Origin of the sequence: Paenibacillus sp. CF384 (assembly GCF_900106745.1) — a bacterium.
GTDB lineage: Bacteria > Bacillota > Bacilli > Paenibacillales > Paenibacillaceae > Paenibacillus_Z.
This window is the reverse complement of record NZ_FNNV01000011.1, coordinates 198,235-216,735: the sequence shown is the minus strand read 5'-3', so window position 1 is coordinate 216,735 and position 18,501 is coordinate 198,235. Positions and strand designations below refer to the sequence as shown.

Annotated in this window: 12 protein-coding genes; 1 reads left to right on the top strand and 11 read right to left on the bottom strand. The window is 53.0% G+C overall.

The genetic code is table 11. The annotated features are described in order from the left end of the window. Positions 1 to 63: 63 nt before the first annotated feature. From uvrA to ftsE, 7 genes are all read right to left on the bottom strand, one after another. The gene (gene uvrA, locus BLW29_RS18865) at positions 64 to 2,952 is read right to left on the bottom strand and encodes an excinuclease ABC subunit UvrA (protein ID WP_090982417.1); all 2,889 of its coding nucleotides are present in this window, start codon (positions 2,950 to 2,952) and stop codon (positions 64 to 66) included. Positions 2,953 to 3,023: 71 nt separating this feature from the next. Then, positions 3,024 to 5,027, bottom strand: a complete 2,004-nt coding sequence (gene uvrB, locus BLW29_RS18860; RefSeq protein WP_090982415.1) for an excinuclease ABC subunit UvrB — start codon at positions 5,025 to 5,027, stop codon at positions 3,024 to 3,026. A 278-nt stretch (positions 5,028 to 5,305) separates the two neighbouring features. Further along, positions 5,306 to 6,622 (bottom strand): PDZ domain-containing protein, encoded by a 1,317-nt coding sequence (locus BLW29_RS18855; protein ID WP_256208718.1) that lies wholly within the window; start codon positions 6,620 to 6,622, stop codon positions 5,306 to 5,308. A 135-nt stretch (positions 6,623 to 6,757) separates the two neighbouring features. After that, positions 6,758 to 8,227 (bottom strand): S41 family peptidase, encoded by a 1,470-nt coding sequence (locus tag BLW29_RS18850; protein WP_090982413.1) that lies wholly within the window; start codon positions 8,225 to 8,227, stop codon positions 6,758 to 6,760. Between the two features lie 154 nt (positions 8,228 to 8,381). Then, positions 8,382 to 9,560: a murein hydrolase activator EnvC family protein gene (locus BLW29_RS18845; RefSeq protein WP_256208717.1), complete on the bottom strand. Its 1,179-nt coding sequence runs from the start codon at positions 9,558 to 9,560 to the stop codon at positions 8,382 to 8,384. Positions 9,561 to 9,572: 12 nt separating this feature from the next. Beyond that, positions 9,573 to 10,490, bottom strand: a complete 918-nt coding sequence (gene ftsX, locus BLW29_RS18840) for a permease-like cell division protein FtsX (protein ID WP_090982411.1) — start codon at positions 10,488 to 10,490, stop codon at positions 9,573 to 9,575. Continuing rightward, entirely contained in the window at positions 10,480 to 11,166 is a 687-nt protein-coding gene (gene ftsE, locus BLW29_RS18835; protein WP_090982409.1) for a cell division ATP-binding protein FtsE, read from the bottom strand. The genes ftsX and ftsE overlap by 11 nt, the downstream gene beginning before the upstream one ends. A gap of 270 nt (positions 11,167 to 11,436) precedes the next feature. Here ftsE and BLW29_RS18830 point away from each other — a divergent pair, with 270 nt between their 5' ends. Further along, positions 11,437 to 12,921 carry a VanW family protein gene (locus BLW29_RS18830; protein WP_090982407.1) on the top strand — a complete coding sequence of 495 codons (1,485 nt, stop codon included), beginning with the start codon at positions 11,437 to 11,439 and terminating at the stop codon, positions 12,919 to 12,921. Between the two features lie 652 nt (positions 12,922 to 13,573). Here the strand turns inward: BLW29_RS18830 and argH are convergent. The 4 genes from argH to BLW29_RS18810 all read right to left on the bottom strand — a co-directional run bounded on the left by argH (position 13,574) and on the right by BLW29_RS18810 (position 18,501). Continuing rightward, on the bottom strand, positions 13,574 to 14,989 hold the full coding sequence (gene argH, locus BLW29_RS18825) for an argininosuccinate lyase (RefSeq protein WP_090982405.1): 1,416 nt from the start codon (positions 14,987 to 14,989) through the stop codon (positions 13,574 to 13,576). A gap of 31 nt (positions 14,990 to 15,020) precedes the next feature. Continuing rightward, positions 15,021 to 16,259: an argininosuccinate synthase gene (locus BLW29_RS18820; RefSeq protein ID WP_090982403.1), complete on the bottom strand. Its 1,239-nt coding sequence runs from the start codon at positions 16,257 to 16,259 to the stop codon at positions 15,021 to 15,023. A gap of 64 nt (positions 16,260 to 16,323) precedes the next feature. After that, the gene (gene argF / locus BLW29_RS18815; protein WP_090982401.1) at positions 16,324 to 17,280 is read right to left on the bottom strand and encodes an ornithine carbamoyltransferase; all 957 of its coding nucleotides are present in this window, start codon (positions 17,278 to 17,280) and stop codon (positions 16,324 to 16,326) included. A gap of 21 nt (positions 17,281 to 17,301) precedes the next feature. Beyond that, positions 17,302 to 18,501 (bottom strand): acetylornithine transaminase, encoded by a 1,200-nt coding sequence (locus BLW29_RS18810; protein ID WP_177186707.1) that lies wholly within the window; start codon positions 18,499 to 18,501, stop codon positions 17,302 to 17,304.

Genomic DNA, 18,501 nt, shown 5'->3' with positions numbered 1-18,501 from the left:
TCCCTCAAGGTCATTTGACCTTATGGGACAGCCCCGTTTTGTTTTTACTTACGTGTATTTCATTTACTCTTCAATACCTGCAGCAACGCTTTGCACTTGATTTCGCTGCTGCGCAATCGTACGTTCACGGTCGCGCTCCAGAATCGGCTTCAAGTAGCGGCCTGTATAAGAGCCGGCAACTTTCACCACTTCTTCCGGTGTACCGGTTGCTACGATGGCACCACCGCCATTACCGCCTTCCGGACCTAGGTCCAGCAGGTAATCGGCTGTCTTGATGACGTCGAGATTATGCTCGATAACGAGTACCGACTCGCCCGACTCTACCAGACGGTGCAGGACAACTAGCAAACGATCGATGTCATCCACGTGTAAGCCTGTTGTCGGCTCATCGAGAATGTACAGCATCTTGCCTGTGCTGCGGCGATATAGCTCCGCTGCGAGCTTCACGCGCTGCGCTTCCCCGCCGGAGAGCGTCGTCGCTGGCTGGCCCAAGTTCATGTAGCCAAGGCCGACATCCAGCAAGGTCTGCAGCTTCCGGTGGATGCGAGGCACATTGCGGAAGAATTCCGTGGCATTCTCAATCGTCATCTCCAGCAGCTCTGCAATGCTCTTGCCTTTATATTTCACGTCAAGCGTCTCCCGATTGTACCGTTTGCCTTTGCAAATCTCGCAAGGCACGTATACGTCCGGGAGGAAGTGCATCTCGATCTTGATGATGCCGTCTCCGCGGCAGGATTCACAGCGGCCGCCTTTGACGTTGAAGCTGAAGCGGCCTTTCTTATAGCCGCGTACCTTCGCCTCATTCGTCGATGCGTATAGATCCCGAATATCATCGAATACGCCTGTATACGTAGCCGGGTTCGATCGCGGCGTACGGCCGATTGGCGATTGATCGATATCGATAACCTTCTCGATATGCTCTAGTCCCCGGATTTCCTTATGCTCACCTGGACGTACCTTCGCTTTGTTCAGATCGCGGGCGAGTGTCTTATAGAGAATTTCATTCACGAGCGTCGATTTACCGGAACCAGACACGCCGGTTACAGCAGTAAAGACACCAAGCGGGAACTTCGCATTCACGCCTCTAAGATTGTTCTCCTTCGCGCCTCTCACTTCCAGCCACTTGTCGCTTGTCGCGCGGCGAGTCAGCGGAACCGGGATGAACTTCCGGCCGCTCAGATAGGCGCCGGTCAACGATTGCTCGTCCGCCATCACCTCTGCCGGCGTTCCCATTGAAACCACTTGGCCGCCATGGATACCGGCGCCTGGTCCGATGTCGATAATATAGTCGGATGCCAGCATCGTATCTTCATCATGCTCGACGACGATTAGCGTGTTACCTAGGTCACGCATATGCTCCAAGGTCTGAATCAGCTTATCGTTATCGCGCTGATGCAGCCCGATACTAGGCTCATCTAGAATATAGAGGACGCCCATCAGACTCGAACCGATCTGCGTAGCTAATCGAATACGCTGCGCCTCACCGCCGGAGAGTGTACCCGCGGCACGGTTGAGTGATAAATACTCCAGTCCGACATTCACTAAGAAGCCCAGGCGGCTGTTGATTTCTTTCAAGATAAGGTTCGCAATCAGCTTCTCCTTCTCGGTCAGCTCAAGAGCGTTGAAGAAACGATCCGCATCGCCGATGGAGAGTGATGTCACATGGGAAATATTCTGGGTGCCAATCGTTACGGCAAGGCTTTCCTTGCGCAGTCGATGGCCTTTACAGCCTGCACATGGCTTAGCGCTCATGTATTGTTCAATATGATCACGGATGCCGTCGGATCCCGTTTCCCGATAGCGGCGCTCCAGGTTGTTAACAATCCCTTCGAATGGCACGAGCGCTTCCTTCGAATGCCCGAAATCATTCTCGTAACGGAAGCGCACACGCTCGCCGCCTGTACCGTTCAATAGCTTCTTCATATGTTCTGCAGACAGCTCGCTTACGGGTACATCGCGTGGAATGCCATAGTGCACACATACGGCTTCAAGGAACTGCGGGTAATAGTTCGATGTGCTGCCTGCCCATGCTTCGAAGGCACCTTCTTCGATCGATTTGGTTGCATCCGGCACGAGGAGATCCGGATCCACGATCATCTTGGCTCCTAGTCCGTCACAATCCGGGCATGCACCGTATGGACTGTTGAACGAGAACATCCGCGGCGCCAGCTCATCGATACTGAATCCGCAAACCGGACATGCAAGATTAGAGCTGAACAACAGCTCTTCCTTCTCCATGACATCAACCAGCACTTGGCCGCCTGACAGCTTCGTCGCTGTCTCGAGCGAATCGGCAAGACGGCTATGAATGTCGCTCTTCACGACGATACGGTCAACGACAACTTCGATATTGTGCTTCTTGTTCTTCTCAAGCTCGATCTTCTCGCTTAGCTCACGCAGCTCGCCGTTGACGCGTACACGAACAAAACCTTGCTTCTGCACATCGGCAAGCAGCTTCGAATGCTCTCCCTTACGCCCCGAGACGATCGGTGCCAGAATCTGCAGCTTCGTCCGCTCCGGATATTCCATAATCCGGTCTACCATTTGCTCTACCGTCTGGGATGTAATTTCAATTCCATGGTCCGGGCAATGCGGTTTACCTACGCGCGCAAACAAGAGACGCAAATAATCATAAATCTCTGTCACCGTTCCGACGGTCGAACGCGGGTTGCGGCTTGTTGTCTTCTGGTCGATGGAGATGGCCGGCGAAAGACCATCGATGGAATCTACATCCGGCTTCTCCATCTGCCCGAGGAACTGACGCGCATAGGCAGACAGAGATTCGACGTACCGGCGCTGACCTTCGGCATAGATCGTATCGAATGCCAGCGAGGATTTACCGGAGCCGCTGAGCCCGGTCAACACAACAAATTTATCCCGTGGAATCGTCACGTCGATATTCTTCAAATTATGGGCTCTCGCCCCTTTAATTACGATGGAATCACTGGCCACTGTTTAATCCTCCTAAGAATATAGCACGAACTATATTCGACTTCGTAAGCTATCTATAGCTTCAAACCGCCCTACATGCCCAGCTCTGCTTTAAGCTCAAGCAGCGCATCGCGAAGCTCTGCCGCACGCTCGAATTGCAAGCTCTTGGCCGCTTCCTTCATCTCGGCTTCCAAACGCTGCAGCAACGACTGGCGCTCTTTCTTCGACATCTTCTCGACACCGATCCCGGACAAGAAATCGTTCTTCTGATCCGCCGACTTCGTAGCTTCGATAATGTCATGCACTTTCTTGCGAATCGTTGTAGGCGTTACGCCATGCTTCTCGTTGTAAGCAATCTGGATCGTACGACGGCGGTTCGTCTCTTCAATTGCCTTCGTCATGGAGTCGGTCATCTTATCTGCATACATAATAACACGGCCATCGGAGTTACGGGCTGCACGGCCGATCGTTTGAATCAGCGAACGCTCCGAACGCAGGAAGCCTTCTTTGTCGGCATCTAATATGGATACGAGGGAGACCTCGGGCAAATCCAAACCTTCCCGAAGCAAGTTAATCCCGACCAGTACATGAAATACGCCAATACGTAGATCGCGCAATATCGCGAGTCGTTCCAGTGTCTTAATGTCGGAGTGTAAATAACGAACCTTAATGCCGACTTCCTTCATATAATCGGTCAAATCCTCAGACATCTTCTTCGTCAGCGTTGTGACCAGAACACGTTCGTCCTTGGCAATCCGATCACGGATCTCAACAAGCAGATCATCGATCTGGCCTTTCGTCTTGCGCACTTCGATAATCGGATCCAGCAAACCGGTCGGACGAATAATCTGCTCTACCATCGTAGGGCATTTCTCCAGCTCATAAGGTCCCGGCGTTGCGGATACATAGACCACTTGTTTGACTTTATTCTCAAATTCTTCGAAACGAAGAGGACGGTTATCCATAGCGGACGGCAACCGGAAGCCATGATCGACAAGCACTTCTTTACGCGCTCGGTCACCGTTGTACATCGCCCGGATCTGCGGAATCGAAACGTGAGACTCATCGATGACGACGAGCATATCATCCGGGAAGTAGTCCATCAGCGTGTAAGGTGTTGCTCCACGCTCACGGAACGTCAGCGGCCCGGAATAGTTCTCGATTCCGCTGCAGAAGCCCATCTCCTGCATCATTTCCAGATCGTAACGCGTTCGCTGCTCAAGCCGCTGCAGCTCCAGCAGCTTCCCTTGCTCGCGAAGCTCCGCCAGTCGTTCTTCCAACTCGGCCTCGATGTTCTTGATGGCCACCTTCATCGTATCCTCGTGCGTTACGAAGTGAGAAGCCGGGAAGATCGCGACATGATCGCGTTCACCGACGATTTCGCCGGTCAATACATCGATCTCCGTAATGCGTTCAATCTCATCTCCGAACAATTCGACCCGCATCGCCCGTTCATTATTGGCTACCGGGAAAATCTCTATAATATCGCCGCGTACACGGAATGTTCCGCGAATGAAGTTAATATCATTGCGTTGGTATTGAATATCAACAAGTTTATGAAGGATAGCGTCGCGGGACTTCTCCATCCCTACCCGCAAACTGAGCACAAGCTTCCCGTACTCCATCGGAGAACCGAGACCGTAAATGCACGATACGCTCGCTACGATAATGACATCACGACGTTCGAACAAAGAGCTCGTAGCGGAGTGGCGCAGTTTATCAATTTCATCGTTTATGCTGGAGTCCTTCTCGATGAATGTATCTGAGGACGGGATGTAGGCTTCAGGTTGATAGTAATCATAATAGCTGACGAAATAAGAGACGGCGTTATCCGGAAAAAATTCCTTAAACTCACTGCAAAGCTGAGCGGCAAGCGTCTTATTATGCGCGATAACCAAAGTCGGCCGGTTCAGCTTGGCGATTGTATTCGCAATCGTATACGTCTTCCCCGTGCCCGTTGCGCCCAGCAGCGTCTGATGTTGCACGCCCGCTTCGATCCCATCCGTCAGCTGTTTAATCGCAACCGGCTGGTCGCCTTGCGGCGTATAATCCGATTTCAGCTCGAAGAGTTTCTCCTGTCCTTGCTTCTCAAACATTGTTCCTACACCCCAATCCTACGTCTTCTATGAAAATTCAAAAGGCCTATTAATTTGTATGCCCAATATACAGGAAAAAAATAGATTGTCCGTTAAAATCATGCTGTTTACCCAAGCATAAGAATATGTGTTCCCATATGATGTTTATTATACCGATTAACGGTGGCAGTTGCAACGAAAGGTTACTACTTCCTGTCCGGACTGGAAGGACCTGCCGCACTATGCAAAATGCCCCGGCAACCGCCCATGAATGGACAGCGCCGAGGCACCTTCTTATTCTATAATGACGCAGACGTCGAGGATGATGCTGCCGCCGCACGCTGCTTGGACTTCGCCGTCCGTTTGCTCCAGAGCAGATCAAGAAGGGAAGCCGGCGATGCCGCTGCGTAATAGTCGGCTTTGTCATCCGGTGCGAGCACGACGCCCAGCTGATGATGCTCCCCCGCATAACGCGCACGCTGCGCAAACTTGATTTGACCCTCATAATTGAGCACTTCCAGCTTACAGAAGGCCGAATTCACATGAAGCGCGCTATACAGCTCTTCCTTCGTCCGAACACGAACGCCATTCACCTTATGAATGATCTCTCCGACCAGAATGCCCATCGATTCAGCAGGCGTGCCCGGTATGACAGCCAGCACGCGCAGCCCCTGATCGTTATGCACATATAGCGGCGAGCTTGCCGCCTCTTTGAAATAACTGATCGCCACGAGCGCCTCGTGCAGCAGTAATGCGCAAAGCGCGGCTGCAAGCGTCAGCGGACTCCAGAAGGAAGCCGCGACAGCGACGATTCCGGTACCAACGCCATAGAATAGCAGCCCTTTCGAAGCACTGCGTGCCTTCGCTGCCGGCAGCAGCGAACGCGTCAGCTCCGAGAACCCGATGATCATCGGGAAGCCGATCATCGTAAATCCGCTGATCCACTGGCTGCTGTCCCCGAGCAGCAGCGTCCAAGGCAGCGCTACATCCCCGCTTCCGCCGGTAACAGCCGGCACAAGCAGCAGAATCGGCACCGGCCAATAGCCATGCAGGGCTTGGCCCCCTACAAGCTTGCCTCTCTTGCCCTCAAGGAAGAGCGGGCTTGCAGATCGCCCTCCCTGCCAGCGAACAAGGAGCGCCTCTGCCACATGCATAAGCGCAACCAGAACGAGCAGGCCAGGAATATCCAGGCCAGCCAGCGAGCCTGCCGCTGAACCGATCCAGTCGCTTCGATCACCGAGCGCAGTCCAGCCGAGCGCCCATTGCAAGACACCCAGCAGCCCTGCGCTATAAGCAAAACATAAGTACCTAACGCGGATAACGACAAGCACAGCAGCCGCGCCCCACATCCAGAGCACCGCATCCGTAGTGACTGAGACACCTAAAAACAGACTGATACATGAAAGCAGTACACCAACGAGTAAGCCTGCTATGATCGTTTTTCCTAGCTGAATCGGCCAAGCGTGAAGCCGGACATGAAACATCTTCCGCTCCATTCTTGTCTGCCGCATATATTGAAGCATGATCAGGAGCACCGCTACATAATAAAACGGAGATAGCAGCAGTCCGATGGCCGCCGATCCCGCCTGCCGAAGCAATTCCATTGCCGCTTCCAAAGCTTCCACTCCCTCTCGCAAACCATTACCACATTATGATCAAAATAAAAAGAAGGCTTCTCCGCATGATGGCATGCACGGAGACAACCTTCTCTCTATTCGACATGGTCCAGGCATTTTCCTGCCTGCCCGGCGTTATTGTCCGCTGGCGAGCTTCTGCTGAAGCACATTGACGGCCTTCAATAATTGAGTATCGTTCTTCTCATCGCGAATCTTCGCGACGAGCGCCTCCTCTACCTTCTCCGCAGTCACCTTATCGGCACTGCCCGTAATCGGCAGCTCCGCTTTCTTCTGGAATGCTTTGACACTCACAACGGTTTGTTGACTGTAATACCCATCTTTACGATCGATGGTATAACCTAGTCCCGCGAGCATAATTTGGAGGCTGCGCGTGTTCTCATTAATCGTATCCGGCTGCAACGTCGCTTCTTTGGACATGCGGGCTACCGTGTAGTAATCCGGCGGCAGCACTTCGACGTCCGGCTTCAGCCCTTTCTCATGCACCCAGTTGCCGAGCGGCGTCAGCCACTTCGCAATCGTCATTTTGACTAAGCTTCCGTCGGCCATCGCTTTATCGTAGCTGACCTGCACAGTCCCTTTGCCAAAAGAAGTCTCACCCACCAAAGTAGCATGCGCCTCTTCCTTGAGCGCTCCGGCTAATACCTCAGATGCGCTCGCGCTGCCTTTGTTCATCAGTACGGCGACCGGGTACTTCTTGCCGCTTCCGGCAGACACTGTTTTCTCCCGATGCCCGTCCTTATCCTCGACCTGCACGATCGGCTCGCCCTTCGGCACGAATGGCTGCGCAACCGATACAACTACTGGCAGCACGCCGCCTGGATTGCCCCGCACGTCAATGATCAACGCCTTCATCCCTTGTTTCTCCAGCTTGGTTAGTTCTTCTTCGAACCGTTCGCCGCTATTGAGGGAGAATTGACGAATCTCAATCACACCGATGCCGCCATCCCGCATGCGAGCATAGACCGTTTCGTAGTCAATGTCGTCCCGAACGATCGTCAACTGCAGCGGCTGCGTCATTCCGGCCCGCTGAATCACCAATTTCACCTTCGATCCTTTAGGTCCGCGGATTTTAGCTACGGCATCATTCAAGGATAGGCCGTCCAGCTTCTCCCCGTTTACCTTTAGCAGGATATCGTTCGGAAGAACACCTGCCCGCTCTGCCGGCGAATCCTTAATCGCGGACTCGACGGTGATTTTGCCATCCTTCATCTGCACGCCTGCGCCAATGCCCGTAAACGATCCTTCAATGGACTCAGAGAAGTGCTTCGCTACTTCCTTCTTCATATAGACCGAATAAGGATCGCCCAGCGCTTCCATCATCCCGTTAACTGCTCCGTCAAGCACCTTCGTCCGATCGACCTCGCGAAAATATTTGTTCTCAATCAAACCGAGTACCGTGTTTAATTTCTGAAGCTCCTTCTCGCTCAGCTCATCATGTCCGGACGATTCCGATGACGCCGCTCTAGCTGTCGTTCCATCGCTCTGAATGGCAATGAAGCGGTCTGCAACCGTCAAGGTCACAAGCGTAGATGCCGCCATTGTGAGCAAGATGAACGCTGCTACTGTTCGTCCTTTGAACTGCACGTCAACACCCCTTCGTGAGCATACCCTGCCTATGGTGAGATTTTTTCTTACTTCTGACATCTCCCCTAGTATATGACAAGCCGCACCCAATTATTTGCATCTGGGTACGGCATCGTCATATCAGCATTCGAGCCTGCTAGGCTCCGCCCGTTATTTACTTTAGATAAGGCGCGGGATTAACCGCCTCTTGATTCTTGCGCACTTCAAAATGCAAATGGTTCCCGGTGGACATGCCCGTGCTTCCCACTTCCGCAATTTTCTGGCCGCGCTTCACGGTTTGGCCTTTCTCTACCTTGATGCCGCCATTGCGAATATGTCCGTAAACCGTCCACAGCCCGCCGCCATGATCGATGATGACACAGTTGCCATACTCACTCCACCACTGGGCAACAATGACCAGACCCGACTCAGCCGCATAGATGGACGTTCCGCCCGGAGCCGCCATGTCCATCCCGGCATGAAGTTTCTTTCTTCCGGTTACAGGGTGAATCCGATAGCCAAACGGCGAAGACAAACGCCATTCGGAATGAAGCGGCATACCAAGCTTGCCGCCGGTGTAATACACTTTGATTTTCTTCTTCTTCGCTTCCAGATCGGACACTTTCTTCGCCAGACTAATCAGCAGATCTGCTTGCTCTTCGCTGATCTCCTCCAGCTCTTCCGCCTGGCTCTTATATTTAAGCACCATAACTTCTTTCTCTTTCTCTTTATCCTTGAGCAGATCTGCAAAGCCTGCAAGCTTCGCGTACATCTTCTTGACGTCACCGAGCGACTTCTCCACTTCGGCTTTCTTCTGCGTAATAAGCTCTTTATCTTTCTTGTGGTCAGCAAGAATATCACGGTCTTGGCTTAGAATCGACTTCAACGAGTCCATCCGGTCGATAAAGTCGCCAAAGCTTGTTGCGCTGAGCATTACATCGATATAGGATACGAATCCATTCGTATACATCAAACGAATGCGCGATTGCAGCAGCTTGTCCCGCGTCTTCAGACGTTTCTCTGCCGTATCGAGGTCTTCGCCGGCTTGCTGCAGCTTCTCCTCCGTCGTTTCCACTTGGGACTGCACGGTGCTCAGCTGCGTGCTGACTTCGCTGATTTGCTGCATGATTTCGTTGACAGACTTCGCTGTCTTCTCTTTCATCGCCAGCACATATTCCTTGTCTTTGTCCGCTTGATTGCGGTTATGAGAAGCGGCGCTCATTTCTTTGCGCACTTTAGCGAGCTCACTGTTGATTTTGTCCAGCTGCGAGGAAGCTTCGCCTTGATAGGGTTGGAACACAAATCCGGCAAATACGATAATGGCTAGAACGGCGATCCCTTTCTTCACGTTCACGTTTCCATTCACCTACACTTTCAAGTACTTTCGCACCGACAAGGTGCTTCCCCAAATACCAATCAGAATGCCAAGCCCCATAATCAGGACGGACACATTAAAGCCTGCTTCCTTCAATGTCACGAGTTTAATCATCATAAGGCCGAGCTCAACCTGAGACACCTCAACCAGCCTGGAGTACCCGAGCATCAGCAAGGTAACCGTGACCACCGAACCGAAGATACCAATCAATGCACCTTCGATAAAGAACGGCCAGCGGATAAAATTATTCGTAGCCCCAACCAGCTTCATAATGCCGATCTCGCGGCGGCGTGCCAGAATGGTCATCTTAATCGTGTTGGAGATGAGGAACATCGCGGTTAAACCAAGTCCCGCTACAATAACCAATCCGATATTGCGGACGGCGTTCATGATTTTGAATAGCGTTTCTACGGTGCCTTTCCCGTATTTCACGCTTGTAATCGGCAATGTCTCGTCTGCTTTGCCAATCGCTTCAATCTGTTTCGCGGCAAAAGCGATCTTCTGCGGCTCAAACACCTCTACGGTAAAGGAGTCCGGCAGCGGGTTGTTCGTCTTGTCATACCCTTCGAGCAGCTCAGCGCCGTCAGCACCGATGCTCTCGCGTAGGGACTCAAGCCCCTTCTCCTTGGATATGAATTCGATCTTGCTAACCTCGGGAATATTGCCGATCGCATTCTTAAGCTCGTTAATCTTGGCATCCTCGGTATTCAGCTGCAAGTACACCCGAATCTGTACCTGGCTCTCGATTTGGTCCGCCAAGTTGTTGACGTTCAATGCCAGCAGTAGAAACGCGCCCAGGATAAATAAAGAAATGACGATGGAGCTGACGGAGGCAAAAGTCATCCAGCCGTTGCGCACCACGTTCTTCACCCCTTCGCGAAGGTGGCGGATAATGGTGCTAACTTTCATAGCCGTACTCTCCTCTCACTTCATCACGCACAATCGTTCCGTTCTCGATGGCGATGACGCGTTTGCGGAGCGTATTCACAATCTCTTTGTTGTGCGTGGCCATGATGATCGTAGTGCCGCGGAAGTTGATCTCTTCGAGCAAATTCATAATGCCCCACGAGGTTTCGGGGTCTAGGTTACCTGTTGGCTCGTCCGCCACGATGACGGCCGGATTGTTGACGATCGCTCGCGCGATTGCGACCCGTTGCTGCTCGCCGCCCGATAGCTGCTGAGGCAAGCTTGCATGCTTACCGCGAAGTCCGACGAGCTCCAGCACTTCCATCGTCCGTTTCTTGATCACTCGGCGAGGCGCTTCAATAACCTCCATCGCAAATGCGATGTTCTCGTAAACGGTCAGTTTCGGCAGCAAGCGATAATCTTGGAAAATAACGCCGATGTTCCGCCGAACATAAGGGATCTTACGGGGCTTTAACTTACCGATGTTAAACCCATTCACGGAGATTTGTCCTTTGGATGGAATTTCCTCGCGATAGATCAGTTTCATGAAGGTAGATTTTCCAGCTCCGGAAGGTCCAACCAAGTAAACGAATTCATTTCGGTCTATACGAACAGAAACGCCGCGGAGTGCGTGAGTGCCGTCTGCGTACGTCTTCCAAATATCTTGCAATTCAATCACAATATCACATCCTGTAGGTAGTCAGCTTTTAACTATTCGACATGATTGCGGTAAATCCTCTACCAAAGTCCTGTTTTCTGCATTTTTCATATTTCTCATGAACCGTAAAGCGCGAATCTAGTGCTTCGTACCGTATATTTTTCGACAAACGTCCTGTTCGCGGCTATCAGCGGCTTGGTTCACTGAAGAGAATTGTACAAACAGATGGCAGAAATGAAGCCCTCGGCGCATATACATGTACGAATACTGGCCCCGAGGTGATAGGAAGCTATGAATACGAAACGGCTGCAGCTAATCTGGATTCTGGCGGTGGTGTGCCTGCTCGCGTCTGCCGGATGGGGCGGGTTATGGTGGTATGCGTCCCAGCAAACGATACCGAAACAAGTACATGTTGTCTTGAGGAAACCTACAGAAACGAACAGACAGAACCTGAGGAGTGATGCCGACATCCCCATCGGTTCCCTTCGAATCGAGGAGGCCAAGCAGCTGCTGACTCTGCGGAAGCAACAGCTAGAGCAGCTTGCGGTTACGATAAAAGGCGGCACCGGCGAAGGGAAGAAGAAAACGTGGACGCTCGAACAGCTCGGCATTGAAGTGGATACGAAGGACGCCTTGGCAGCCTTGGACCGCTTGAATAGCGGTTCGTTGTGGAAAAGAGCCAAGTATCGTTGGAGATTTCAGCAGCAGCTGGCCATTGGTGTGAGTTTGGACAAAGAGGTGTTCGTGGGGAAAATACGCAGTATTTGGGGCTGGATGGACGCAGGTGAACCGGTGAATGCAACGCGGAAAATCACGAAGGACGACAAGGTCGTCTATACGCCGCACAAGGATGCTTATCGACTCGATACCGATAAAATGTACGCCCATGCCACAGCTGCGATCGGGAAGGCGATTGGGAGCAATTGGGGGAAGAATGGGAAGAAGCTGTCTCCGATGACCTGGCCGATAGAGCTCCGCGTCATCCATCCTTCCATCACGCTGCAGCGCTTGAAGGATGAAGGGGTCGAACGGCTTATCTCTTCCTTTACCACGACGTTTAGGACGAGCGGCGCCGGTCGTGCTTACAATGTGACGATGACGGCTAAGACGCTGAGCGGCATGGAGCTTGCTCCCGGGGAACTATTCGATTACAGCAAGGTCATTGCTTTAACCAACAAAAAATACGGCTATCGCCAAGCGCCTGTCATTCTAAACGGCGAGTTCGTTCCAGGCGTCGGCGGCGGCATCTGCCAAGTGTCCAGCACCTTGTACAATGCTGTATTATTCGCTGGCCTCGATATGGTGGAGCGGCGCAATCACTCCCTTCCCGTAGCTTATTTGCCTATGGGCCGAGATGCGACTTACGCCGATGATGCGATCAACTTCAAATTCAAGAACACGACCGGCAAGCATCTCGTCATTGTGACGGAAGTGGAGAATCGCCGGGTCACGGTAAAGATCTTCGGGACCTTGCCTAGGACCGTGCAGTACAAGTTAGATTCCAAGACGGTGGCTACTGTCGTTCCACCGGTGAAGGAAGTGCCGTCGGCTTCGATGATGCCCGGCGAACGACGCAAGCTTGCATCCGGCAAACCCGGCTACATTGTCGAGACGTACCGCACGAAGCTGGAGAATGGCGTGAAAGTTTCGCGCACACGCATCTCGAGGGATACGTACCGGGCACAGCCGGTCGTCTATGCTGTAGCGCCGGAGCAGTCTCATCCTGACAACGGCAAGGATGAAGCGCCGCTGCTAGAGGACGGCGTGGCGCAGTAGGCGGGCGGAAAGTGATAAACTGTCCATTCTGGCGGCAGCAGATTTTTCATAGGACCGCTTCATTTCGTATGTTTGTAGGGGTACAAACACATGACCGAATGAGCGGTCTTTGGGGTTAATCAATAATGTTGCATAGAATGCAACATTTAACTGCCCATGAGAGTGAATCCGCCGGAATGTTGCACTTAATGCATCATTTCCAAGCAAATTGCGGGGCAAGTGAAGATATGAGAAGAAATTGTTGCAAATAGCGCAACATTTCCTCTGCCAGTGCTCATTCTGGGCAGGAATGTTGCATAATTAGCAACATTCCATGGGAATGCTTGGCCGCGCCTCTTGTTCATACGTGATCGGATGAGCTCGCGCTCGGTGTGATCTCAATTCGCCGCTTTCCCACCTATGTGCGGTAACTGGGACCTCTCTTGGTGCGGTTTCGTCGCTCTCTCGCTAATGTGCGGTAGCTGCTACCTCTCTTTGTGCAATTTCGTCACTCTCTCGCTAATGTGCGGTAGCTGGTACCTCTCCTCCAGCGCGCCCCCTCAACCACGAGGCCGCCGATAGTCCGCCGCAGCTCCTCCTACCTAAATAGCAAACAAAAAAGGCCGTAATGCCAAGTAGAGTAAGCTACTTGAAATTACGGCCTTTTTGCTATTTAGCGGCTGCGTTCCGCGTATTCGGTAATCCATTCCGCTGTTGCGGCCAGGTCTTGCTCCGCGCGGGCGATGGCTTCGACGACTTGCGTCTTGGCCGTGCCGCCGTAGACGTTGCGTGCATTGACAACATTCTCCGGCTGCAGCACCTCGTAGATGCGATCGTCGAACAACGAAGAGAACTGCTTGAACTCATCAAGCGTGAGATCCAGCAAGTATTTGCCCTGCTGGATGCAGTACAATACCGTCTTGCCGATGACTTCATGCGCTTGACGGAACGGCAGACCTTTGCCAACCAGGAAGTCGGCGATATCGGTCGCGTTCGAGAAATCTTGATTGACGGCTTGACGCATCCGGTCCTTGTTCACCTTCATTGTCGCCACCATCGGGGCATACAATTGCAGCGCGCCTTGCAGCGTGCGGACCGTATCGAACATGCCTTCTTTGTCTTCCTGCATGTCTTTGTTATAAGCAAGCGGCAGGGACTTGAGTACCGTCAATAAGCCAACGAGGTTGCCATAAACGCGACCTGTTTTCCCGCGGACAAGCTCCGGCACGTCTGGATTCTTCTTCTGCGGCATGATGCTGCTGCCTGTGCAGAAAGCATCGTCGAGCTCAACGAAGTGAAACTCCGTGCTCGACCACAGGATGAACTCTTCGCTTAGACGCGACAGATGCATCATGATGATGGACGCGTGCGACAGGAATTCCAGAATGAAGTCGCGGTCGCTTACCGCATCGAGGCTGTTCTCGTAGACGCGGTCAAACTTCAGCTGACTCGCTACGAAATGACGATCGATCGGGAACGTCGTGCCTGCCAATGCGCCAGCTCCGAGGGGTAATGTGTTTACCCGTTTGTAGCTGTCCTGCAAACGCTCGATATCACGGCCGAACATGGCTACATAGGCCATCATATGGTGCGCGAACAGAATTGGCTGTGCACGCTGCAGGTGCGTATAACCAGGCAGAATCGTATCAATGTTTGCCGTAGCCTGCTGCACCAGCGCAGCTTGCAGCTTCTGCAGCAGATCAACGAACTCCACGACCCGCTTACGCAGGTACAGATGCATGTCGGTGGCAACCTGATCGTTGCGGCTGCGGCCGGTGTGCAGCTTGCCGCCAACCGGACCCACATCGTCGATCAGCGTCTTCTCGATGTTCATGTGGATATCTTCGTCGGCGATGGAGAATTCAATGTCGCCGCGTTTGATGCGCTGCAAGACGCGGTGCAAGCCATCAATGATTTTCTCCACGTCGTCTGCAGGCAGAATGCCCTGCTTGCCCAGCATCGTGACATGGGCCAAGCTCCCTTGAATATCCTCTTCAGCAAGCTCTTTATCAAATAAAATGGATGCCGTATATTCCTCTACCAGTTGGTCGGTTTTCTTCGTAAACCTGCCGCCCCATAATTTACTCACACAGGTGCACTCCTTTATCGTTTCGCTTGCCTTACTGCTGCTTGTTCTGCTCCACGCCGGAGGACACTTTCAGACGCAGCGCGTTCAGGCGGATAAAGCCGGTTGCATCGCCTTGGTCATACGCTTTGGACGGATCTGCTTCCATCGTTGCGATATCCGGGTTGTACAGGCTGACCGGGCTTTTCACGCCGGCGCCGATGACATTGCCCTTGTACAGCTTCAGACGAACGACGCCTGTTACGTTCTTCTGGCTTTCGAGTACAAGCGCTTGGAGCGCCAGACGCTCAGGAGCGAACCAGAAACCGTTATATACGAGTGATGCGTATTTGGAAATGAGGGAATCACGCAGGTGCATGACGTCGCGGTCCATCGTGAGCGACTCCATTTTGCGGTGTGCGGTGAATAGGATCGTACCGCCCGGTGTCTCGTATACGCCACGGCTCTTCATGCCGACGAAACGGTTCTCCACCATATCAACACGGCCGATACCGTGCTTGCCGCCAAGTTCATTAAGCTTCTCCATCGCTTGCAGCGGGCTCAACTTCTCGCCATTAACAGCGATACAATTGCCGGCTTCGAAGGTAAGCTCTACATATTCGGCTTGATCCGGCGCGTCCTCAGGGGACACGGACAAGACGAACATGCCTTTGTTCTCGTCGCTGCTTGGATCGAACCAAGGATCCTCCAGCATGCCGCTCTCAAAGCTGATGTGCAGCAGGTTGCGGTCCATCGAATACGGCTTAGCCGCAGACGCTTGAACCGGAATGTTGTGCTTCTCTGCATAGGCGATCATTTCAGCGCGTCCCGGGAATTGTTCACGGAATGCTTCAATGCGCCAAGGAGCGATGACGTCGATGTCCGGAGCAAGTGCGGCAGCCGTCAGCTCGAAACGAACTTGGTCGTTGCCTTTGCCTGTTGCGCCGTGCGCAATGGCTGTTGCGCCTTCGGCGCGAGCGATGTCCACCATGCGTTTGGCAATCAGCGGACGTGCGATGGAAGTACCCAGCAGGTACTGACCTTCATAGAGTGCGCCGGATTGGAACATTGGATAGATGAAATCTTCCGCGAACTCGTCGCGCAGATCGTCGATGTATACTTTGGAAGCGCCTGTAGCCAACGCTTTCGCTTCCAGACCATCCAGCTCATCCTTTTGCCCGATGTCCGCTGTAAATGCGATAATTTCCGCGTCGTAGGTTTCTTTGAGCCATTTTAGAATAACAGACGTATCCAGACCGCCCGAGTAAGCCAGCACGATTTTTTCCTTCGCCATGATTCAGTCAACACTCCCTATTGTGAATTAGATGCTATAAGTCCCGCGTAATGCCGAGTTGATATTACATGATTGCAGCCATGATCGCCTTCTGCGCGTGCAGACGGTTCTCCGCTTGATCAAATATAATGGATTGCTTGCCATCGATCACGCCTTCGCTTACTTCCTCGCCGCGATGCGCAGGCAGACAGTGCATGAACAGGTAGTCGTTCTTCGCGTAGCGAACCAGATCCTCGTTCACTTGATAGGCGGCAAAAGCAAGCTCGCGCTCCTTCTGCTCCGCCTCAAAGCCCATGCTCGCCCATACGTCCGTGTAGACGACGTCAGCGTCCGCGATCGCTTCCTTCGGATCACGGCACACATGGATGCGCGAGCCGGTTTCCGCTGCGCTCGCCTTCGTCAGCGCTACAACGTCAGCATCCGGCTCATAACCTTCCGGCGTCGCCACCGAAATATGCATGCCGAGCTTCGCTGCGCCCATCATCAAGGAGTGCACCATATTGTTGCCATCCCCGATGTAAGCCACTTTAAGTCCTTCGAGGCGCCCTTTATGCTCGAGCACCGTTTGATAATCGCACAATGCTTGGCACGGATGGGACAGATCTGTAAGGCCGTTAATAACCGGCACGGTTGCAGCGCGAGCAAGCTCAATGACAGTACGGTGCGCAAAGGTCCGAATCATCATGCCATCCAGATAACGCGACAGCGTCTGCGCCGTATCGGAGATCGTCTCCCCGCGGCCGATCTGCAGGTCATTGCGGCTAAGGAACAGCGCATGCCCGCCGAGCTGGTACATCCCAACTTCAAAGGAAACACGCGTACGCGTGGATGATTTCTCGAAAATCATGCCGAGGGTTTTGCCCTTCAGCGGGTGATAAATCTCGCCGGCCTTCTGTTTGCCCTTCAGCTCGATCGCAAGATCGATCAGGTAGCGAACTTCTGCAGGCGTATAGTCAGCCAAGCCGATAAAGTCGCGGCCTTTGAGGCCTATTGCCAGTTCTTCGGTCAACAATTGTGACATGTGGGTGGTTCTCCCTTCTTTCTACAGCTGCGCTGGAGCCGTTTGATCCGCGAAAATCGAGGTCAGAATGCTCACCGCTTGATCTATTTCTTCACGCGAAACGATTAGGCTAGGCAGCAAACGAACAACGTCCGGTCCTGCTGTAACGACTAACAAACCACGCTTCTGGCCTTCTGCGATGATGTTCGCAACCGGACCGTTGCATACGATACCGATCATCAGTCCCTTGCCGCGAATATCCTTCACAAACGGATTGCCTGCAAGCTTCTCGCGCAGCTGCCCCACGAGATACTCGCCGCTCTCAGCCGCACGCTCCGGTGCTTTCTCGCTGATAATAGCCTCCACCGTCGCTTTCACGACAGCTGTAGCAATTGGCGTTCCGCCAAACGTCGAGCCGTGGCTGCCCGCTGTGAACGCTTCGATCAGCTCGCCCTTCGCCAGCATAGCGCCGACAGGGAAACCGCTCCCCAGTCCTTTTGCCAAGGTAAAGATATCCGGCTCGATGCCGTAATGCTCAAACGAGAACAGCTTGCCGGTACGACCCATGCCCGTTTGAATCTCATCTATGATTAGGAGCAAACCGCGCTCCTTGCAAAGCTTAGCCAAATGCTGCACGAACGCTGGCTCGACCGGAATTACGCCACCTTCCGCCTGGATCATTTCGATCATGATGGCAGCCGTTTTATCGGTAATTGCCGCTTCCAGTGCTTCGATGTCATGCAGCGGGATGTAGCGGAACCCTTCAGGAAGAGGACCGAAGCCTTCTTTCACTTTCTCTTGGCCCGTTGCTGTCAACGTTGCCAGCGTTCTGCCGTGGAAGGATTGGGCGAACGTAATGATTTCATAGCGACCGTTGCCCTTTACTTTCTGATGGTAACGGCGGGCAAGCTTAATTGCCGCTTCATTGGCTTCCGCGCCGGAGTTGCAGAAGAACACCGCTTCCGCATGGCTGTTATCCGTCAGCGCCTTCGCTGCCGCTTCTTGATTCGGAATGTGAAACAGATTGGATACATGCCACAGCTCATCAAGCTGCTTCACAAGCGCATCTTTCACTTGCTTCGGCGCATGACCCAGATTCGTTACGGCCAGGCCGCCCATGAAGTCTAAGTATTTGTTCCCTTTGTCGTCCCAGAGCCAGCTGCCTTCACCCTTCACAAGTGAAATCGGATATCTGGCATACGTCGGAAATAGCGAGCTGCCACCTTCTGTACCTTTGTTCAT

What these genes read in the sequence shown, in the direction of transcription:
- ftsX (WP_090982411.1), bottom strand. Translation starts at nt 10,490, where the DNA reads ATGAAAGTTAGCACCATTATCCGCCACCTTCGCGAAGGGGTGAAGAAC.
- argF (WP_090982401.1), bottom strand. Translation starts at nt 17,280, where the DNA reads ATGTCACAATTGTTGACCGAAGAACTGGCAATAGGCCTCAAAGGCCGC.
- BLW29_RS18810 (WP_177186707.1), bottom strand. Translation starts at nt 18,501, where the DNA reads ATGAACAAAGGTACAGAAGGTGGCAGCTCGCTATTTCCGACGTATGCC.
- BLW29_RS18830 (WP_090982407.1), top strand. Translation starts at nt 11,437, where the DNA reads ATGAATACGAAACGGCTGCAGCTAATCTGGATTCTGGCGGTGGTGTGC.
- uvrB (WP_090982415.1), bottom strand. Translation starts at nt 5,027, where the DNA reads ATGTTTGAGAAGCAAGGACAGGAGAAACTCTTCGAGCTGAAATCGGAT.
- BLW29_RS18820 (WP_090982403.1), bottom strand. Translation starts at nt 16,259, where the DNA reads ATGGCGAAGGAAAAAATCGTGCTGGCTTACTCGGGCGGTCTGGATACG.